Consider the following 16787-nt stretch of genomic DNA (forward strand, 5'->3'; position numbering starts at 1 on the left):
TAAACTCCTCTCGTCACTTGCTTAATTCCATTCTAGACCGAAGCCCTATCATATTTATTTCGCAATTCTTACGAAACTCTTAAGTTCACGAAAGTCGACCCAGTTTGACGGTAAACACCGTAGATTTAAAGGGTTTGCTCCTTACGGTAATGTCTCCATACATTTCCTCCACTAGCCTTTTCGTAATCGTAAGCCCGAGTCCGCTGCCCTGGAACGATTGGTTTCTGGAATCCTCCAGCGTATACATCCGTTCAAAAATAAGCCGCTGATCGCGTTCGCCGATTCCTTTTCCCCGATCCCACACATCCACGTAGACGTGATCGTCATCGCAGCGCAAGGTTACGCCGATCTTGTCCCCATCCCCGCCGTAGCGGATTGCATTCGAGAGAAGATTGTCCAATACCCGGCTGAGAGCTTCCTCGTTCCCTTTGGCATAGACCGGTGTATCAGGAATATCTATTACTGCCTCGAGCTTGCGGGATTGCAGCAAATCGTAGAACATAAGGATGCTACTGCGACATATCTCGTTCATTTCCACCCGGGTCAACGGAATGTCCCGATCCCCCGACTCCAGCTTGGCCAAATCAAAAAATCGATTGATCAGTTCCACAATTTCCACCGCTTTGGAATGAACCTTGGTAAGAAGGCGCTTCTGTTCCTCAGGCTCCATATCAGGCTGATGTGCAATCATCTCAATATAACCAAGCACCACGGTAAGGGGTGTCTTTAAATCGTGTGAGATGTTCGCCAGCATTTTGCGCATCGCAAGCTCTGTCCGGGTAAACTCCACTTCATACTGCCGTTTCAATTCAAGCAGCCGATTGACTGTATTCAACAGTGTGTGCACACCGGGATCCTGGGTGACGAGTAGCACTTGCTCTTGCGAGGAGGACGCCATGACGGCCTCCAGCTTATCGGTAATATACTGTATATTTCGCGCAGTATTTCTCCGTGATATGTACTGAACGATGTTTAATATGGTAAGAAGCACGATGACGCCCAGCAGAAAGAGGGTCAATCCCATGCTAGAATTCCCCCAACCTGTATCCGATACCCCATAGTGTTTTTATATATTGAGGTGCCGAGGGTTCGTCTTCGATTTTCTCACGCAATCGGCTCATATGGACGTTAATGACATTTTCATCTCCGTAGTAATCATCGTTCCAGACAGAGCTGAATATTTGCTGTTTCGTAAATACCTTTTTCGGATTGTTCAAAAAAAGCTGTAAAATCTGCAGCTCCTTCGCAGTCAGCTTGACCTCTACTCCGTTCTTGCTCACAGTCAGGTTATCCATATCCATGGACAGCTCGTGTACGTTGATCACACGGGACTGCTGCGGCAGCTTATCGACATAATGTGTGGCCCGCCGGATCGCCGCTTTCACTCTCGCAGACAGCTCGATCATAGAGAACGGCTTCGCGATATAGTCATCCGCACCGAACCCCAGCCCGATCGCCTTGTCCGCTTCCCCGCCTTTCGCGGATAAAATCAGGATTGGAACATGGCTCTTCTCCCTCACTATTCGGAGGAAGTCCATCCCGTTAAGCTTCGGCAGCATCAAATCCAGCAGGATTAAATCGAACGTCTGATGGCTGAACATCTGCAGCGCTTCCTCCCCGTCATGGGCATGAAACAGTTGAAATCCCTCACCGGATAAGTAACTCACGACCATTTCTCCAATGGAAAGATCATCTTCAACAAGTAGTATGGTACCGTTCATACAGTATTTTCCTCCTATGTATATAAAAAAACTTCCTCTATTACTTTAATCCTAAAACCGCAACCAGTAAATGGATTGGGTCGCGAACCCTGTCATCCCTTTTGTCTGTTGTGAGATGCTACGAGTACGAATCGTTCCTACAATCGCTCTTGCCCCCGAATTTCCTAAGTGATTCTTAGCGGAAGAAATTCGGGGACACGAGCGTATGCTTCCGATGCAGCTTTCCGTTGGAAAGCTTTTAGGAGACCGCTTTCGCTTCTTCGGAATCGTTTCGTCCTCTCCGCTGCTTCCTGCGTATATCTACTTTAAACTTTTATACATAAAGAAACCGTTCTTTAATAAATGGAGGTACGACCCAACCATTTACGAAAGGAACGGTTTCTTAGTACATTCAATATACAATGCTTCAACTTTATTTGCCCATGGATTTGGAAAAAACATGCCTCAAAAACATTTTGTTCGCATTGTTAAGCGGGAAGTACGGGAAGTGTATTCTGCAAATCAAGAATAATCAGGGATAGGGAGCGTCCCAGGCCGGAACACCCCCTAATGACATTCTTTTCAGATGATTCACTAAACTGCTTCAATCTTCAATAAGAGTCCATACGCCTCTACCATTGATACATCTGCACTTACGCCTTCTCCACCGGACAGATGCACACCGGGCGAGGAACCTCGATCGTATATCCGGTTGATTCTAGCTTGCCTGTATCCTTATCGATTTTATAACTTGCGATTAAGCCGTTGTCCTGGTTAGCGGATACGAGGAAGCCGCCTGGCAGAATGTTAAAGTGACGCGGGGTCTTTCCTCCAGAGGAGACCCAGTTCACTGCATGCAGCATTCCGGTATCCGTATCGATCTCATACTGGACAATGCTGTCATGGCCGCGGTTGGAAGCATACAGGAAGCGACCGCATGGCGAAACGAGAACATGGGCGCCCGTGTTATCCATAACCACGTCCTCCGGTAGGGTGGAAATATGCTGCAGCATCTTCAGGTCTCCGAACGTCGCATCATATGCGTACACGGTAACCGTACTGTTCAATTCATTTACACCGTATAACCATTGCCCTGACGGATGGAAGGCAATATGGCGAGGACCGGACCCAGGCGGCAGACTAATCTCCCGGTGGGTCACAAGCTTCCCATCCTCGAGTCGGTACAAGTTGACGTCATCCATCCCCAGATCATTGACCACTACATATTTATGGTGAGGATCCTCGAATATGGAGTGCGGATGTGCCTCGGACTGTCGGTCATCCCTCAGTCCTCGTCCGCTGTGGCGGATAATGGAAGTGATTTCCCCGACGGCCCCCCCTTCTTCCAGCGCGAACACCGTAATCCGCCCGTCACTGTAGCCGGTTGTAAACAAATATTTCCCATCCCTCGAACGGGATACATGACAGGTTCCCGAGGAATCTGTCGGTTTGCGGCTGAGTACGCTCAGCTTGCGCGTTTCTGGATCAGCGCTGTATGCCACGACCTCGCTAGCTTCTTTTTCACTGACTGCATACAGCACACGGTGAAGCTCGTCAAAGTCCAAATAAGTTGCATTTTCAATACCCGATGTTCCGTCCAGCAGCTGCATCTCTCCGCTCTCCCGGTTAAGGGCAGCCAAATAAATACCATTATCTTGGTCAGAACCATAGGTTCCTATGTAAAAATAAACGTCCTGCTCCATCATCACGTCGTCCCACACTCCTTTAATTTCTGAAAGAAACTGTTGTGATTGCTTCCGTTATAATGTATTACCCAACGCCGGCTGACCTTTATCCCTCCTTCCTCAAATTCACGAAAAGATTACTTTCGTATACATCTATTATATATCCAATATTTACATAAATCGAAAGGTATTGCCCCTACTGGGTTTGTCATGTACGATTACCTCTGTGTCATTAATCACATTACCTCTATTTTACTCATCATGAAGGAGATGACAGCTTTGATTAAGAGAAGAATAGGACTGCTGGTTTTTGCCATGTTATTTGTATTTTCCAGCACAATTCAAGCTGCTCCCGCCAAAACACCGGCCCAAATCCGTGTGTTCCTCGACGGACAAGAAATTAAATTTCAAGCTGCACCTGTTATTAAAAACGGTGTTACATTCGTACAATTCCGCCCTTTGTTCCAAACGCTTGGATATAAGGTAAACTGGACTTCCGCCACCAAGCAGGTTACCGGAACACTGGCCGACCAGAAGCTGGTGATGAAGCTTGGATCAACCATTGCTTATGTAAACGGGCAGAAGACGAAACTTCCCATTGCCCCTTATACAAAAGCCGGTAATACACTCGTCCCCCTTCGTTTTGTGGCTGAATCCACAGGATTGCCTGTAAAGTGGGACGCCAAAGCCCACACAATCAAAATCGATCGCAAAACGGTTACGGATAAAGCTAGCGCTGAAATCAAAAAGCTGTATAAAAATCAAGCAGCTGCAGAAAGCAAGGGCGATTTCAAGGGAGCGATGACGGCAATTCATCCGAAATCACCTAGCTATAAAGAGTACGAGCAGAGCTATAAAGAAATGGCTGGATACAATGTCAAAGTGTCCTCCTTCGCTTATGACGTAACGGTAGCTGGCTCATCCGTTGTGGCCAGCGTTGAGAAAACCTACGAGCGTACCAGCGGACCATTTATCTGGGATTACACCATATATTACGATGTAATCTTGAAAAAGAATGCCTCAGGTGCATGGAAAGAATACGACAGTGCCCTGCTCGATATCGAGTATCATGTTCCGGACGGTTTCCTCGAACAGAAGCCAGTAGTGCCAGAAGCGGAACAGACCGCGATGCTGAATACACTTCAAACTCATTACAAGGGAATGAATGAGGAGGACCGCGTAACTCTATTGTCGGCGGTTTATCCGAAATCCCCTTATTTTGAAATGATGAATGAAGCGATTAACGCAGGTATTTTTGATGATTTGAACTTCCATATCCAAGCTGACGCTTCCCATATCGTCCTGTATCAGGATAATGAAGCTGTGATTTATACGGAAGAAACCGATGATGCGGATGGAGACACATACACTTCCTCCTCCCTGTACTGGTTGAAAAAGAATAACGGCCAATGGCTCATTTACGATCTGATTGATATTACAGATTAAGCCCTATACCGATGAACACCCTGTCTTTATACCGTCAAACGGTTAAGGACAGGGTGTTTGCTATCCACTATTTTTGATTGCCCATGCAGACATACTTCCTTTCCACAGACATATATCATAGGTAGTACCTTTAGGGGAGGAAAGATCTCTCGGGTAGACAGGTCCTCACGTATAAGCGATAATAATTCTCATAAATATATTTCTCATTATTCTATCAGGTGGTGATCAAGATGGAACAGACACAGGAACTGTCCACCCGGGATACCATTCTCCATATGTTAAAGACTCAGGGGCCTCTCAGCGCCAAGTCGATAGCTTCTACCCTGCTCGTCACCGAGATGGCTGTCCGCCGACATCTCGGTAGTTTTGAAAAGGATGGCGTCATTGAGACCGAGCTGGTTCGTCAGGCCATGGGTCGCCCGCTTGCCCTGTACCGTCTCTCACCGCATGCAGAGTCGCTCTTTCCGAACAAATACTCCACGCTTTCGCTGGATCTGCTCGACGAGCTGACCGAGGAAGCCGGCGAGGAAATGGTCACACGGCTCTTTGAACGCCGGCGCAACAAGCTGCGGCAGCGCTACGAATCGGGAGTTTCCGGCAAAGAGTTGGCTGATCGTGTTCGCACCCTGACCGACATTCAAAATGACAACGGGTATATGGCTGAATGTGAGCAAACCGATGATGGCAAATATGTTATTAAAGAGCATAACTGTCCGATCTCTCAAATTGCTAACCGGTATAATCAGGCCTGCAGCTGTGAGCTGGAGCTGTTTTCATCTCTGCTACAAGCGAAGGTGGAACGGACGGAATGTCTCGCAAGTGGAGGCTGCCGGTGTGTCTATGTGATAACAGAATAGAAGAAACATGGGTCCGTGTAATCAACGGTCTGCCTGAACAGAGTTTATACTGTAGTTTTCAAAAAGGAGCTATCCTCACCGGTTAGGCGGGGGCAGCTCCTTCTTGTATTGGCAGTCTCTATACCGTTAGCGGTTAAGATTATATGGAATAGGTACCTCGATATCCTTCTCGATAACACCCGGATAGCTGGTTAATGTAAAAGTCAACGGCTGCGGGTACTCCTTCGGTATAAGATACAAATACTCCGTTGTTTTACTCCATCCTGTATCGGAATTTGAGCTCGTTGTCGATCGAACTCCTCTCGATGAATCATCCAGCTTATGTTTGTTCCCTTCCCCGTCAATGAACTCTTCATCATATTGAACACTGCCATAATTCATCTTCTCTTCTTCCTCGTACTCTAGTGTAAGAGTATGACCTTCCTTCTTTCTTGTATATTGTCCAAATTTCATCTTATTGTCTGGCGAGTTTAGCACAACCCTCTTCTCCGTATCCACCACAACACTCATCTTGGCAGGGTCCACTGCATACAGACCACCCGCTTTCAAAGTAATCGAGTCGGGTTGATCCAGTGCATTGGAGGAAAAGAAATAAGTTACTTCGCCATCCTCACCCGGTCCCCAGCCCAAAGTGCTCGTAAGCCGAGTGGTCTTCCCGTCTTTGACCGATTCCAAATAACCTTCCCATAGACCCGACACCTTCATCGTGTTCCCTGCATCAATGTTCCCTTTCAGGGCAATGCCTGCTGGAGAAAACACAACCTCCCTCATCGTCATCTTCTGTCCCTGAATCTCGATCACCTTATTTAGCGGAATGGTTCGGATATACTTCCGGTAGGTATTCATATCCAGAGTCAGGTCAATACTCAGCAGCTCTTCATCCTCTGTCGGGATACCGGCGCGGGCATTGGCCGAATCCCTCGCAACACGGAACTGAACGGATAATTGGTCTGGTATGGAATGGGCGTCCGAGAAAATAGAGTTGCTTTCCAAATGATGAACACCCGGCTCCAATTCATTGCTTCCCTCATAATGGGTACCTACTGGAAGTTCGCTTCCCACAAGATCGGTTAGCTTTGTCTCCCTTATAATCGCCTTCCGGTCAGACCGATTCTCCAGCGTATACAGCACCTTCAGCTGCTGGGATCCGACCAATATACCGTCTACAGTAATAGTGTAGTCCCCCTTCGTTTCGGACTTGCCCACCGGCTGAATCATCCCGTGTTTATTGGCCGTATTCAGTGTAATGTCCTCCCCGAAATCATGCCCCTTAAGCGGAGGATAAGGTCCGGAAGCCATCCGTTCGGTCTGCTGCAGAGAACCGCTCAGCACCAACAGAATTACTACAGCTAAAGCTCCTGCCAGGAGGGCCATTCCTCTGTACCGTACACGGGATCGCTTGGAGTGTCTTCCTTTGCGAATCCCTTTCTGTATAGCGACTTCCAATGCGTCATCCGATACGTCTGCCGCACTGGCTTCAGCGTCTTGAAAATAACTCTTTAGCATCTTCTCTTCTTTCTCATACATGGATCGCCGCACCTCCCGGCTTCATTTTTTGCCTCAGCAGCTTCAATCCCTGGTGTAGTCTTGTCTTCACAGTTCCCTCTGGACAGTCCAGCACCTTGGCAATTTCCGTTACCGTCATGTCCTGATAATATTTCAGAATTAGAACATGACGATATTTAGGCTTCATCCGATTCAGTGCGCGTTCCAGATCAAGCTTACTATCGTTGATCATTTCCCCTGTGCTGGTAACACTTATCTCTTCATATGGGACAACGCGCTTCCTTCGCTTTTGCTCATCCACACAGCAGTTAATTAAAATCCGGATCAACCAAGACACAAACACCTCAGGGTTTCTGAGACGCCCACATTTGCTCCATGCCCGGCAGACGGTCTCTTGAACTGCCTCAAGCGCATCGTTCTCATTGTGCAAGTAGCTGTAAGCAATACCGTACAGCCGTCTCCTCTGCCCCGTAATCAGGGCATGAAACGCTGCTTCATCCCCTCTGCAAGCCGCTGCAGCCAGCTCCCTTTCTTCCATGACGAGGCTCCTTCCCTCGAATTCTAGCCCTCTTTATTGTTAGTTCTGTATAATTAGACTGACCTTTAAGGTAAAACGTTTTATTTTTTTACCAAGTAGAAACGGCCGTCCTTTAAAGACGGCGGCCGTTTCTGCGAAAATACAAGTCAAGTATAAGTCCAAACTTAGACTTGACTTGTATTACAGAAAAAAAGCCGCCGGAATTATTCCAGCGGCTTGCCTGAGCCCTTCAGCATTTTCAGGACTCCATTCTCGTATCCAATCTTATAGGTGACCTCATATTGCCGATAAGAAACGACATCATTTTTGCGCTCTTCCGCTGTAATGAGTCCGCTCACTTCCGTCTTTCCGCCCGTTCCAGTCAGGGCTGATATGTAATCAACTGTCACCTGCTGTGTATTTAAATAGCCTTCACGAAACTGCTTATAGGTCGTTCCCTTTTGCCACTGGCTGCCGAGCAAAGAATACGCCGTTACGTAATCTTCCACACTCAGGCTTAAATAATATTGGATGACAAGACCTTCTGCCTCTTCCTTGCTGATTGAAGCAGGCGCAGAGGACGCAGTGTTTGGGGCGGATGCCGTCTTGGTAGAGTTCGAGGTTCCGTCGATTTGATGTCCTGTCCATTCCTCCACCATAGCCGCAACTTGGCTGATCGGAATACTAAAGCCTATCGTTCCCTGTTTCATGATCGCCGAGTTGATACCGACCACCTTGCCAGTGTCCGAGTTAATGAGCGGTCCACCGCTGTTCCCTGGAGCAATGGGTGCGGAGGTCTGGTACAGATTGCTGTAGACATATTGATCAAGCTCAAATTCCCGATCCAGTCCACTAATGATTCCGGTCGTTACCGTATTCTCCAGACCATGCGGGCTCCCAAGTGCAAGCACCGGATCTCCGACTTCCGCCTTGTTTCGGGTCTCCAGCGGTAGCGGGTCTTTACCTGCCAGTCCTGGAACCCGAATAACGGCTACGTCCATGCTAGCCCCGATCCCAATGACCGTTCCGGCATATTCCTGCTTGTCTAGTCCAGTCACGGTCACATCGCTGTATCCCTCAACAACGTGCGCATTGGTAAGCAGATCACCGTAGCGGTTAAACAGAAATCCTGAGCCGAGGCCATCCATCGTTTTGACGGTGAACACTTTCTTTTGGCTTTGCTTAATGATCTCCTTTACGGTTAAATCCTTCTCGCTGGACTGATCCTTAGCATCATTTCCTCTGTCGTTGTCAGGTTGAGCCGAAGTACTCTTAACATCGTTAGCCTTCGCTTCTCCCCCCTTGCTCTCTTGCGAAGTCTGTACGCTGTCAACAGCAGCGAGTAGCGGTCCCTGTTGCCCTTCCTTCGCTACGGTAACGTAAACCCAGACCGCTCCAACGGCTCCAGCTCCAAGTATGATGATGCAGGACAGGAAGCTTGCCAAAATCCTCTTGTTCATGAACGTCTTCCCCCTATTCCACATACCACGTGATGTTGTCTACAACGGCTTGGCCTTCGGTATAAGCACCGTACAGAACCGACCTGAACTCTCCGCTTTGCCCGCGTTCCAGTACATAAGGAGAAACATCAATCGTTCCGCTTCCAAGGAACGACCCGTCCAAATTATAGACGGAAAGTTCAATCAGAACCGAAGAGATCGGTCTAGTTGCTACATTCCTAACCTGTCCCTCGACTCGCAGATCTCCATAATCATCCAGCACCGTGTTCATATGAACAACTTCTACAGCAGCTGTACGGTTAACCAGATCTTCTTCCGCTGCCTTCTGCCGGGCAATCTCAATTCGCTTGGCCTCCGCCCGTTCAAAAGCAGCCTGTTCCTGAAGAATTCGGTCTTTCTGCTCGATCAACCGTTTATCCTCCTTGGCGTATGCCAGACCACCTTCTACCGCCAGAGTTGCACCGGAGAAATCATTCGATTTCAATCTTTCCGCTGCATCACTCAGACTAATTTCAATGATTTTTGAAATAATCTGTTTCTCAAGCTCTGCAGCTTCTTTTCCCTTCAGTTTATTGATGGTTTCCAGCTTCTCCGCCAGCTTGGGTACTGTCGCCAGCTGATCTAGCTCGGCCTTAACTTTCATAACAGACAATGTAACCTGTAAGCTGGACAAGTCATTCTTCAGCGGCTTGAACAATGGCTCTGAACGGGATTTCAGCTTTTTGCTCAGCTCCCCAAGTTTTTTCTCAGCAGCTGTAATCTTCTTAGCTTTGAGACTACTGCGGGCCTGGGCTAGCTGTTCTTCCAATTCATTAGCCTCAGCCGCAATGCCGCGGTCGAGTAATATCCCATAATGATCCGGTCTCTTCGTAAGCGCTGTATCCAACAGCTTGATGGATTCCTCATATTTCCCTTCCAGTGCCTTCTTCTGAGCTTGCATCTGGAGCTGGTTGACATCCTTATTGACTTTATCTTCATATACATAATACACAGCCAGCCCCATAGCGATTGTTAGCAGCAGCATCAGCGGAATAAGCCATACAAAAGGGCTTCCCTTCTTTCGTACAGACTTCCCTTGGTCATCGGTGTGCTGAGCGCCCATAGAGTCTCCCGATTTTCTAGCGGCTCCTTCTATTTCCTTGGATGAAGCAGAACCTGCGCGCGCAGTTGAAGCGGTCCGAGTATGAACCAACACCTCACCGCATGATGAGCATTTGAGCTGACTTGATGAATTTTTTGCACCACATGCATGACAATACAACTTGTTCTCCCCCATTAGAACGCCGTAAACGATCCGTTTCCGTGAACATGTAATATTTTCCTCCATATCATATAGTAAAATACGACTAGGTAAAAGGGGCTATTCTTCATAAAACGTCACGAAATGACGAATTTCCCTGGAAATAATACAATTTCTCAGCAAACACAAAAAAACTGTCCCTAAGGACAGTTAGCTCTAGTGATATGACAATCAACGACTTCGTCTTCTTTTGTTGCGGAATACATAATGATAGAAAATGTAGCAAAGACCGCATATGAGCAAAATAAGAGCCGCAAACCAGATAATGGGGAGCAAGTAGGGAGTATTCTTCCCCGCTATGTACAATAAGTATGCTGAGATTGTATACATAATCAAAAATATCGTAATACGCTTGTACAGATCCATTAGCACAGCCTCACTTTCTTCTGTGTCGTTGGTCAATTATCTACATTTTTTTCCGTATTCATAACATTATGGTAACTCAAAGTTCACAAAAATGCACTCAAAATTTGGAAGAAATATTAATTTTTTTATCATTTGATCAATTTATATACGTAAGAAAGTAAAAATAGAAATAAACTCCTTGCATAAACTAATGGTATTAGTTAATATATAAATAACATTAGTTCATTGGAGAGTGAATTCGAATGAAAAAAAATATTAAAGGTAAAGTCATACAATTATCGTTCATGCCGCGGCTGTTTCCTATAAATGTATACCTAGTGGAGGAAAATGACGGATTTACCTTGATTGATACCGGTATGTCATTTTGTCAAAAGGGGATTTTAGAGGCTGCCGCCTCAGCGGGCAAACCCATCAAGCGGATCTTGCTTACCCATGCCCATGGCGACCATATCGGTTCACTGGACGGTTTAAAACAGACACTCCCCCAAGCGGAAGTGCTCATCTCCCGCCGGGATGCCGTACTGCTGACAGGCAACACGGAGTTAGAACCAGGCGAGCCACAGACGCCGATTCGAGGCGGAATACCGAAAGGCATTACAGCCACACCCGACCGGCTGCTTGAAGATGGTGATATGGTTGGCTCTCTGCAAGCTATATCCACACCCGGTCATACTCCCGGTCATATGTCTTTTATCGATAAACGCAGCGGATTCCTCATTGCAGGAGATGCGTGGCAGACCCGTGCGGGACTCGCTGTATCCGGAGATAAACGTTGGTTATTTCCATTTCCGGCCATGGCTACCTGGCATAAAGAGACTGCCTTAAAAAGTGCCAAAAAACTGGCAGCACTTCAGCCCACCCTACTCGGCTGCGGCCATGGCTCTCTACTGACGGATCCTTTTGCCTCTATGAACCGGGCAATTCAACAAGCGGAAAACGCGTTTAGCAAGTAAACGTCATTATCCGGTAATATTTTTGACCGAATGACACATTTCAGAAGATTAATATGCTATTATACTGAATTCTTTCCTTCATCGTTCTGTGCTATAATTAATGGGCATGAAGTGTGACATTTTTGATGGAAAGAGGTATTCAATTGTGATTGATCTGAATTCCCCAATTCTTAAAATAGGCTCCACGATTGGAATGCTGGTCATGGCGCTCGCAGTTATCTTTATTCGGATGAAAGCAAGCAATCGTCCTGTTACTATTAAAAAGATTATTATTCCGCCGCTGGGCATGACAACAGGATTCTTGATGTTTGTCGAGCCACAAGTTAGAATCCCGATTCTGTGGGGGATTCTAGCGTTTCTTGTCGGATGGTTTATCTTCTCATACCCGCTCATTCGCGGAACGAAATTCGAGAAGGTGGACGGTCAGATCTTCATTCAACGGTCCCGTAGCTTTGTATACATTCTGCTCGGACTGCTTACTGTACGCCTGCTGCTCCACGGATATATTGAAGAGCATATTTCCATTCCGCAGACAGCTGCACTGTTCTTTCTGCTTGCCTACGGCATGATTACCCATTGGCGTCTTTCTATGTACCGCCAATATCATCAGATTACTCGTCCTGAACCGATGGTGTAATCACAACCGATTCATTGAAATATCAAGTAAAAAAAGGCTATCCGGGTATGTATCCGGACAGCCTTTTTTTATTTCACATGATTGAATTACAATATATCAATCCAAATCTTGATGGCCGTAGCCAGTATCAGAACAGCCAAAATAATCTGCAGCACTTTTGTATTAACCTTCTTACCGGTAGAAGCGCCAAGCGGGGAAGCGATCAAGCTGGCAATAACCATAATAAGAGCGGGGAAATATTCAACCTGTCCGGTCGTAACCTTCCCGACCGTGGAACCAATCGAAGAAATAAACGTGATAGCAAGCGAGGATGCAATGGTCATTCTGGTAGGAATTTTTAATACGACAAGCATGATCGGCACCAGCAGGAACGCACCAGCCGCACCCACAATACCGGCTCCGATACCTACGATCAAGGCCAGTACAGCGGCAAGCCATTTATTGAATTCCACCTGATCCAGCGGGATATCGTCAACGCCTTTTTTCGGGATGAACATCATCACAGCGGCGATCAGCGCCAAAATTCCGTAAATGATGTTGATGCCACCTTCACTCATCGACTTGGAACCAAATCCGCCGATAAAGCTGCCGACCAGAATCGCAGCACCCATGTATATAATGAGCGTTCGGTTCAAGTATCCGCCTTTACGGTAAGCCCACACACCGCTTATCGTTGCGAACAGCACCTGCACGGCACTGATTCCGGATACCTCGTGAGCGGTAAATGCAGCCAATCCAAACAACGGTGGAATATACAGAAGCATCGGATATTTGATTATGGAGCCGCCGATGCCTACCATGCCTGAAATGTAAGAGCCAATAAATCCGATTGAGAAAATGGTTATTATATATGCAAAACTCATATCCATATCATTTATCCTCCTTCTTCAATAACACTTTATCTATTGATGTCTTTAAAAAAGGGAACCGAATCGGTTCCCTTTTTTTTCTATCGAACCGCGCAACGGTTCGGTCCAATTTCCATTTCACGCTGCTTATCTTCGTCCGGATTGATTTTACCCATATTGGTTTGACGAATTTCCTGATAAGCGTTCGGCTGCGGCGGAAGGTTTTTCGTCACCATCGTTCTGAACTCTTCTTCATCCGCAATGTTCAGGCCATGATTCGATGCATACAGCTCATCCAGCTTTTTCGCCACGGTGCCATCATCGTTCAGTTCTTCCATGATCATAAAATGAGCCGGCAGTACGATGAGTTCATCTGATAGCTCTTTATAACGGGCATAAAGCGTTTCGCGCAGATCGCCCACCCAGTCCTCCGCAAGGCCCGCAAGATCCGGTCGTCCGATGGAATCAATGAACAGGCTATCGCCTGTAAGCAGATACTGATCGTCGATCACAAACGATGTGGAGCCGATCGTATGTCCAGGAGAGTAAAGCGCCTCAATGTTAATCTTGGTGCTTCCGATCACGATTTCATCACCGTTTTCCAGCGACTGGTATTGAAATACAACCTCTCCGGCATCTTTTGGAGGGAGCCAGTAAATGGCGTTGGTCTTCTCAGCAATGATCCGTCCACCGGAAATATGGTCTGCATGAAGGTGAGTATCAAACACGTGTTTGATCTCTGCATTTACACTCTTGGCAAAATCGATATAAACGTCCGTCATGCGGGTCGCATCGAATAACGCGGCTTCGCCGTTCGAGATCGCCATATAGGACAAGCACCCTTTACCGATGCGGACGAACTGATACAGCTCACCACCGTCTTTCAGATCCCCGACTTTCACAGGCATAAGATGCTCACTCCATGCCTTCATCCCACCTTTCAAGTACCCGACCGTACGGCCGTGCTCTGTCAGCATCTCTGCAACCATTACAGAGGAGCCTTCCTTCGCACATACTACGATTACTTCCTTATCTGCCGGAATCTGATCCAGAATATCCTCTACACCATCGAGCAGATCAAAATAAGGAATATTCAGATATTCGATATTCTCGCCTTCGATTTTCCAATCTTCAAAGTCTGTCTTATTTCGAACGTCCAATATGAAAAAGTTATCTTTGCGAATTGCCTTCTCAGCTACTTCTTTTGCGTGCATTTCGATGACTGACATCATGTATTGCCTCCTCTATCCTTGGTTGTTTGGTTATTTAATCGTTGCTGCTCGTCGTTGTTCCAGTCCAGCCGCTCATTCCAGGCACTACATTGATCACCCGATCAAATCCACTGGCCGCGAGCTTCTGTGCAGCCATGTCACTACGGGTTCCGGTACGGCATACGACATAGATCTCATCCTGTTTGTTCAGCTCTTCAAGACGGTTATCTAAATCTCCCAAAGGAATGGAGATGGCATTTGGAATGTGTTTGAATGCATATTCTGCAGACTCTCTTACGTCCAGAAGTATGACCGGCTCACCTGCCTGGAGTTTCTGCTCCAGCTGGGTATTGTCCGTCACATGAGGGTATGAGCGTTCAGCCGTTTCCTCACCGGAAGATTTACGTAAGTAATGCTTCAGCACATCTCCTTCTTCAATGGTGCCGAGGTATTGATGGCCGGTGCTTTCCGCCCATGCTTTCATATCTGCCTTGGATCCTTTATCCGTCGCCTCTACCTCCAGCACTTGACCTCCTTCAAGATCTTTCATCGCTTTCTTCGTTCGTACGATCGGCATAGGGCATGCCAAACCTTTTGCATCTAACATCACGTTGGAATCAATAGATTTCATGTATGAATACCTCCTGCATTTTATATACCACCCGGGGTATATTATCATTCAAAAAAAATGGCGCTTTAACGCACCGTTAATAAATCGATACCCGTCACATACAAAGTTTTAGCATCATATCTCATTCTGTTTCCCAGCGTTATTCTGTCTTTCCTTCCCACGCTACCATCCCGCCAGTCATGTTAGTTACGTTGTAACCTTGACTTTGAAGATACTCGGTTGCACGGCCGCTTCTGCCGCCGGAAAGGCATACTATAATATATTCTTTGGATTTATCCAGGTCTTGCTTGCAGTATTCTACCAATCCAAGCGGAATATTGATCGCCCCCGGAATTTTACCTTCTTCCACTTCTTCGGTTTCGCGTACATCGATAATGTTTAGGCTTTTGCCTTCGTCCAACAGCTTCTCTACCTCGGCAGGTGTTATCTCCTTCATTAAAAAGGCCTCCAATAATTATTTTTGTCTATGACCAGGCACTCATGCCGCCCTTAACATTGGTTACTTTTCCAAAACCGGATTTCTTCAAAAGTTTACTCGCTTTATTGCTTCGCATTCCGCTTTGACAGATGACAACAACCTCACGGTCCCGCGAGAGCTCTCCGCTCTTCTGGGCAAGCTGCTGCAAAGGAATGTTCTTGAACCCTCTAATATGGTTCCCGTTGAATTCTCCCAGCGTTCGAACATCAATAAACTGCTTGTTTTTGTCCATTAATTCATTTTTTAATTCCGCTGTAGTGATCTGCCGGATTCCCTTTGCAGGCAGCATGCGCTGGATCAGAAATAAGACAATAAGTGCGATTATGATGATATTGAGATATTCCATATTTGAAATTCCTCTCTTTATATTTTAGGAGAATTAATCCCCGTAAATTCAGATAAACAAGTTCACATTGCCGTCTTGGGCATCCGACAGATAAGCAGCAACACCCGCGTACTCAATGTATTCAAGCAGCTCTTCCTTCTGCAATCCAAGCAAATCCATGGTCATCGTGCAGGCTACCAACTTCACATCCTGCTCCTGTGCCAGTTCAATCAGCTGTGGAAGTGGAACGGCGTTGTGTTTCTTAATAACATCTTTAATCATCTTAGGACCCATGCCGGCAAAATTCATCTTAGAGAGACCCATTTTGTTGGCTCCTCTCGGCATCATCTTCCCGAACATTTTTTCCATGAATCCTTTTTTCACCGGCACCATCACATCTTCGTCTTTACGAAGTGCATTCAGTCCCCAGAAGGTATGAAAAATGGTCACCTCATGATCGTAAGCCGCCGCACCGTTGGCGATAATATATGCAGCCATTGCTTTATCATAATCACCGCTAAACAGCACAATGGTTGTTCTTTTCTGATCTGTCACGTTATTGATTCCCCCTTTTTAAATTTCTCATTACCCCATGGGGTATACAAATATTCAAAAAAATTTAGCCTTTCTTAATCCAGAACTTCAGAACGCCATTGTCTTCCTTATGATCCAGCAGTTCGTTCCCGCTTGATTTAGCCCATGCAGCCAAATCATTCTTCGCGCCTTGATCCGTGCTGTGAATCTCAAGCACCTGTCCCACTTCCAGATCGTTCATCGCTTTCTTGGTCTTGACGATCGGCATCGGACAAGCTAATCCCTTAGCATCCAGTACTTTATTTGCATTCATCACAAATTCCTCCTTTAAGG

At 46.6% G+C, this 16787-nt stretch carries 18 protein-coding genes; 4 read left to right on the forward strand and 14 right to left on the reverse strand.

What is annotated here, in order from left to right:
- Positions 1-85: 85 nt before the first annotated feature.
- The 3 genes from B9N86_RS26420 to B9N86_RS26430 all read right to left on the reverse strand — a co-directional run bounded on the left by B9N86_RS26420 (position 86) and on the right by B9N86_RS26430 (position 3406).
- Complete coding sequence (locus B9N86_RS26420) at positions 86-1018, reverse strand: sensor histidine kinase (RefSeq protein WP_208920803.1); 933 nt, start codon at positions 1016-1018, stop codon at positions 86-88.
- Between the two features lie 7 nt (positions 1019-1025).
- A complete protein-coding gene (locus tag B9N86_RS26425; protein ID WP_208916037.1) occupies positions 1026-1721 on the reverse strand; it encodes a response regulator transcription factor in 696 nt (231 codons plus the stop codon).
- A gap of 632 nt (positions 1722-2353) precedes the next feature.
- Positions 2354-3406: a lactonase family protein gene (locus B9N86_RS26430; RefSeq protein WP_244563172.1), complete on the reverse strand. Its 1053-nt coding sequence runs from the start codon at positions 3404-3406 to the stop codon at positions 2354-2356.
- 249 nt (positions 3407-3655) lie between these two features.
- Here B9N86_RS26430 and B9N86_RS26435 point away from each other — a divergent pair, with 249 nt between their 5' ends.
- Both B9N86_RS26435 and B9N86_RS26440 read left to right on the forward strand, forming a co-directional pair.
- Positions 3656-4831 (forward strand): copper amine oxidase N-terminal domain-containing protein, encoded by a 1176-nt coding sequence (locus B9N86_RS26435; protein ID WP_244563173.1) that lies wholly within the window; start codon positions 3656-3658, stop codon positions 4829-4831.
- 230 nt (positions 4832-5061) lie between these two features.
- Positions 5062-5688 (forward strand): helix-turn-helix transcriptional regulator, encoded by a 627-nt coding sequence (locus B9N86_RS26440; protein WP_208916039.1) that lies wholly within the window; start codon positions 5062-5064, stop codon positions 5686-5688.
- 126 nt (positions 5689-5814) lie between these two features.
- Here the strand turns inward: B9N86_RS26440 and B9N86_RS26445 are convergent, their stop codons facing one another.
- The 4 genes from B9N86_RS26445 to B9N86_RS26460 all read right to left on the reverse strand — a co-directional run bounded on the left by B9N86_RS26445 (position 5815) and on the right by B9N86_RS26460 (position 10273).
- Positions 5815-7215 carry a DUF4179 domain-containing protein gene (locus B9N86_RS26445; protein WP_208916040.1) on the reverse strand — a complete coding sequence of 467 codons (1401 nt, stop codon included), beginning with the start codon at positions 7213-7215 and terminating at the stop codon, positions 5815-5817.
- Complete coding sequence (locus B9N86_RS26450) at positions 7208-7732, reverse strand: sigma-70 family RNA polymerase sigma factor (RefSeq protein WP_208916041.1); 525 nt, start codon at positions 7730-7732, stop codon at positions 7208-7210. The genes B9N86_RS26445 and B9N86_RS26450 overlap by 8 nt, the downstream gene beginning before the upstream one ends.
- 203 nt (positions 7733-7935) lie before the next feature.
- Complete coding sequence (locus B9N86_RS26455) at positions 7936-9171, reverse strand: S1C family serine protease (RefSeq protein WP_208916042.1); 1236 nt, start codon at positions 9169-9171, stop codon at positions 7936-7938.
- 13 nt (positions 9172-9184) lie between these two features.
- Complete coding sequence (locus tag B9N86_RS26460; protein WP_210190618.1) at positions 9185-10273, reverse strand: FxLYD domain-containing protein; 1089 nt, start codon at positions 10271-10273, stop codon at positions 9185-9187.
- A gap of 806 nt (positions 10274-11079) precedes the next feature.
- Between B9N86_RS26460 and B9N86_RS26465 the strand changes: the two genes are divergently transcribed.
- Positions 11080-11790: an MBL fold metallo-hydrolase gene (locus B9N86_RS26465; RefSeq protein ID WP_208916044.1), complete on the forward strand. Its 711-nt coding sequence runs from the start codon at positions 11080-11082 to the stop codon at positions 11788-11790.
- Positions 11791-11935: 145 nt separating this feature from the next.
- Positions 11936-12427 carry a cytochrome c biogenesis protein CcdC gene (locus B9N86_RS26470; RefSeq protein ID WP_208916045.1) on the forward strand — a complete coding sequence of 164 codons (492 nt, stop codon included), beginning with the start codon at positions 11936-11938 and terminating at the stop codon, positions 12425-12427.
- A gap of 86 nt (positions 12428-12513) precedes the next feature.
- On the opposite strand, the gene B9N86_RS26475 is transcribed toward B9N86_RS26470, so the two are convergent.
- The 7 genes from B9N86_RS26475 to B9N86_RS26505 form a co-directional block, all read right to left on the reverse strand.
- Entirely contained in the window at positions 12514-13290 is a 777-nt protein-coding gene (locus B9N86_RS26475) for a sulfite exporter TauE/SafE family protein (protein ID WP_208920808.1), read from the reverse strand.
- An 86-nt stretch (positions 13291-13376) separates the two neighbouring features.
- Positions 13377-14504 (reverse strand): MBL fold metallo-hydrolase, encoded by a 1128-nt coding sequence (locus tag B9N86_RS26480; RefSeq protein ID WP_208920810.1) that lies wholly within the window; start codon positions 14502-14504, stop codon positions 13377-13379.
- A gap of 37 nt (positions 14505-14541) precedes the next feature.
- On the reverse strand, positions 14542-15117 hold the full coding sequence (locus B9N86_RS26485) for a sulfurtransferase TusA family protein (RefSeq protein ID WP_208916046.1): 576 nt from the start codon (positions 15115-15117) through the stop codon (positions 14542-14544).
- 139 nt (positions 15118-15256) lie between these two features.
- Complete coding sequence (locus tag B9N86_RS26490; protein WP_208916047.1) at positions 15257-15553, reverse strand: rhodanese-like domain-containing protein; 297 nt, start codon at positions 15551-15553, stop codon at positions 15257-15259.
- 28 nt (positions 15554-15581) lie between these two features.
- Positions 15582-15941 (reverse strand): rhodanese-like domain-containing protein, encoded by a 360-nt coding sequence (locus B9N86_RS26495; RefSeq protein ID WP_208916048.1) that lies wholly within the window; start codon positions 15939-15941, stop codon positions 15582-15584.
- Between the two features lie 48 nt (positions 15942-15989).
- Complete coding sequence (locus B9N86_RS26500; RefSeq protein ID WP_208916049.1) at positions 15990-16475, reverse strand: DsrE/DsrF/DrsH-like family protein; 486 nt, start codon at positions 16473-16475, stop codon at positions 15990-15992.
- Between the two features lie 64 nt (positions 16476-16539).
- Positions 16540-16767, reverse strand: a complete 228-nt coding sequence (locus tag B9N86_RS26505) for a sulfurtransferase TusA family protein (RefSeq protein ID WP_208916050.1) — start codon at positions 16765-16767, stop codon at positions 16540-16542.
- Between the last annotated feature and the right edge of the window lie 20 nt (positions 16768-16787).

It is taken from the genome of Paenibacillus uliginis N3/975 (assembly GCF_900177425.1).
GTDB classification, from domain to species: domain Bacteria; phylum Bacillota; class Bacilli; order Paenibacillales; family Paenibacillaceae; genus Paenibacillus_AQ; species Paenibacillus_AQ uliginis.

Excerpts from the sequence above, each read along its gene's own strand:
- B9N86_RS26425 (WP_208916037.1), bottom strand. The coding sequence starts at position 1,721 with ATGAACGGTACCATACTACTTGTTGAAGATGATCTTTCCATTGGAGAA.
- B9N86_RS26430 (WP_244563172.1), bottom strand. The coding sequence starts at position 3,406 with ATGATGGAGCAGGACGTTTATTTTTACATAGGAACCTATGGTTCTGAC.
- B9N86_RS26435 (WP_244563173.1), top strand. The coding sequence starts at position 3,656 with ATGACAGCTTTGATTAAGAGAAGAATAGGACTGCTGGTTTTTGCCATG.
- B9N86_RS26440 (WP_208916039.1), top strand. The coding sequence starts at position 5,062 with ATGGAACAGACACAGGAACTGTCCACCCGGGATACCATTCTCCATATG.
- B9N86_RS26445 (WP_208916040.1), bottom strand. The coding sequence starts at position 7,215 with ATGTATGAGAAAGAAGAGAAGATGCTAAAGAGTTATTTTCAAGACGCT.
- B9N86_RS26450 (WP_208916041.1), bottom strand. The coding sequence starts at position 7,732 with ATGGAAGAAAGGGAGCTGGCTGCAGCGGCTTGCAGAGGGGATGAAGCA.
- B9N86_RS26455 (WP_208916042.1), bottom strand. The coding sequence starts at position 9,171 with ATGAACAAGAGGATTTTGGCAAGCTTCCTGTCCTGCATCATCATACTT.
- B9N86_RS26460 (WP_210190618.1), bottom strand. The coding sequence starts at position 10,273 with ATGGGCGCTCAGCACACCGATGACCAAGGGAAGTCTGTACGAAAGAAG.
- B9N86_RS26465 (WP_208916044.1), top strand. The coding sequence starts at position 11,080 with ATGAAAAAAAATATTAAAGGTAAAGTCATACAATTATCGTTCATGCCG.
- B9N86_RS26475 (WP_208920808.1), bottom strand. The coding sequence starts at position 13,290 with ATGAGTTTTGCATATATAATAACCATTTTCTCAATCGGATTTATTGGC.
- B9N86_RS26480 (WP_208920810.1), bottom strand. The coding sequence starts at position 14,504 with ATGTCAGTCATCGAAATGCACGCAAAAGAAGTAGCTGAGAAGGCAATT.
- B9N86_RS26485 (WP_208916046.1), bottom strand. The coding sequence starts at position 15,117 with ATGAAATCTATTGATTCCAACGTGATGTTAGATGCAAAAGGTTTGGCA.
- B9N86_RS26490 (WP_208916047.1), bottom strand. The coding sequence starts at position 15,553 with ATGAAGGAGATAACACCTGCCGAGGTAGAGAAGCTGTTGGACGAAGGC.
- B9N86_RS26495 (WP_208916048.1), bottom strand. The coding sequence starts at position 15,941 with ATGGAATATCTCAATATCATCATAATCGCACTTATTGTCTTATTTCTG.
- B9N86_RS26505 (WP_208916050.1), bottom strand. The coding sequence starts at position 16,767 with ATGAATGCAAATAAAGTACTGGATGCTAAGGGATTAGCTTGTCCGATG.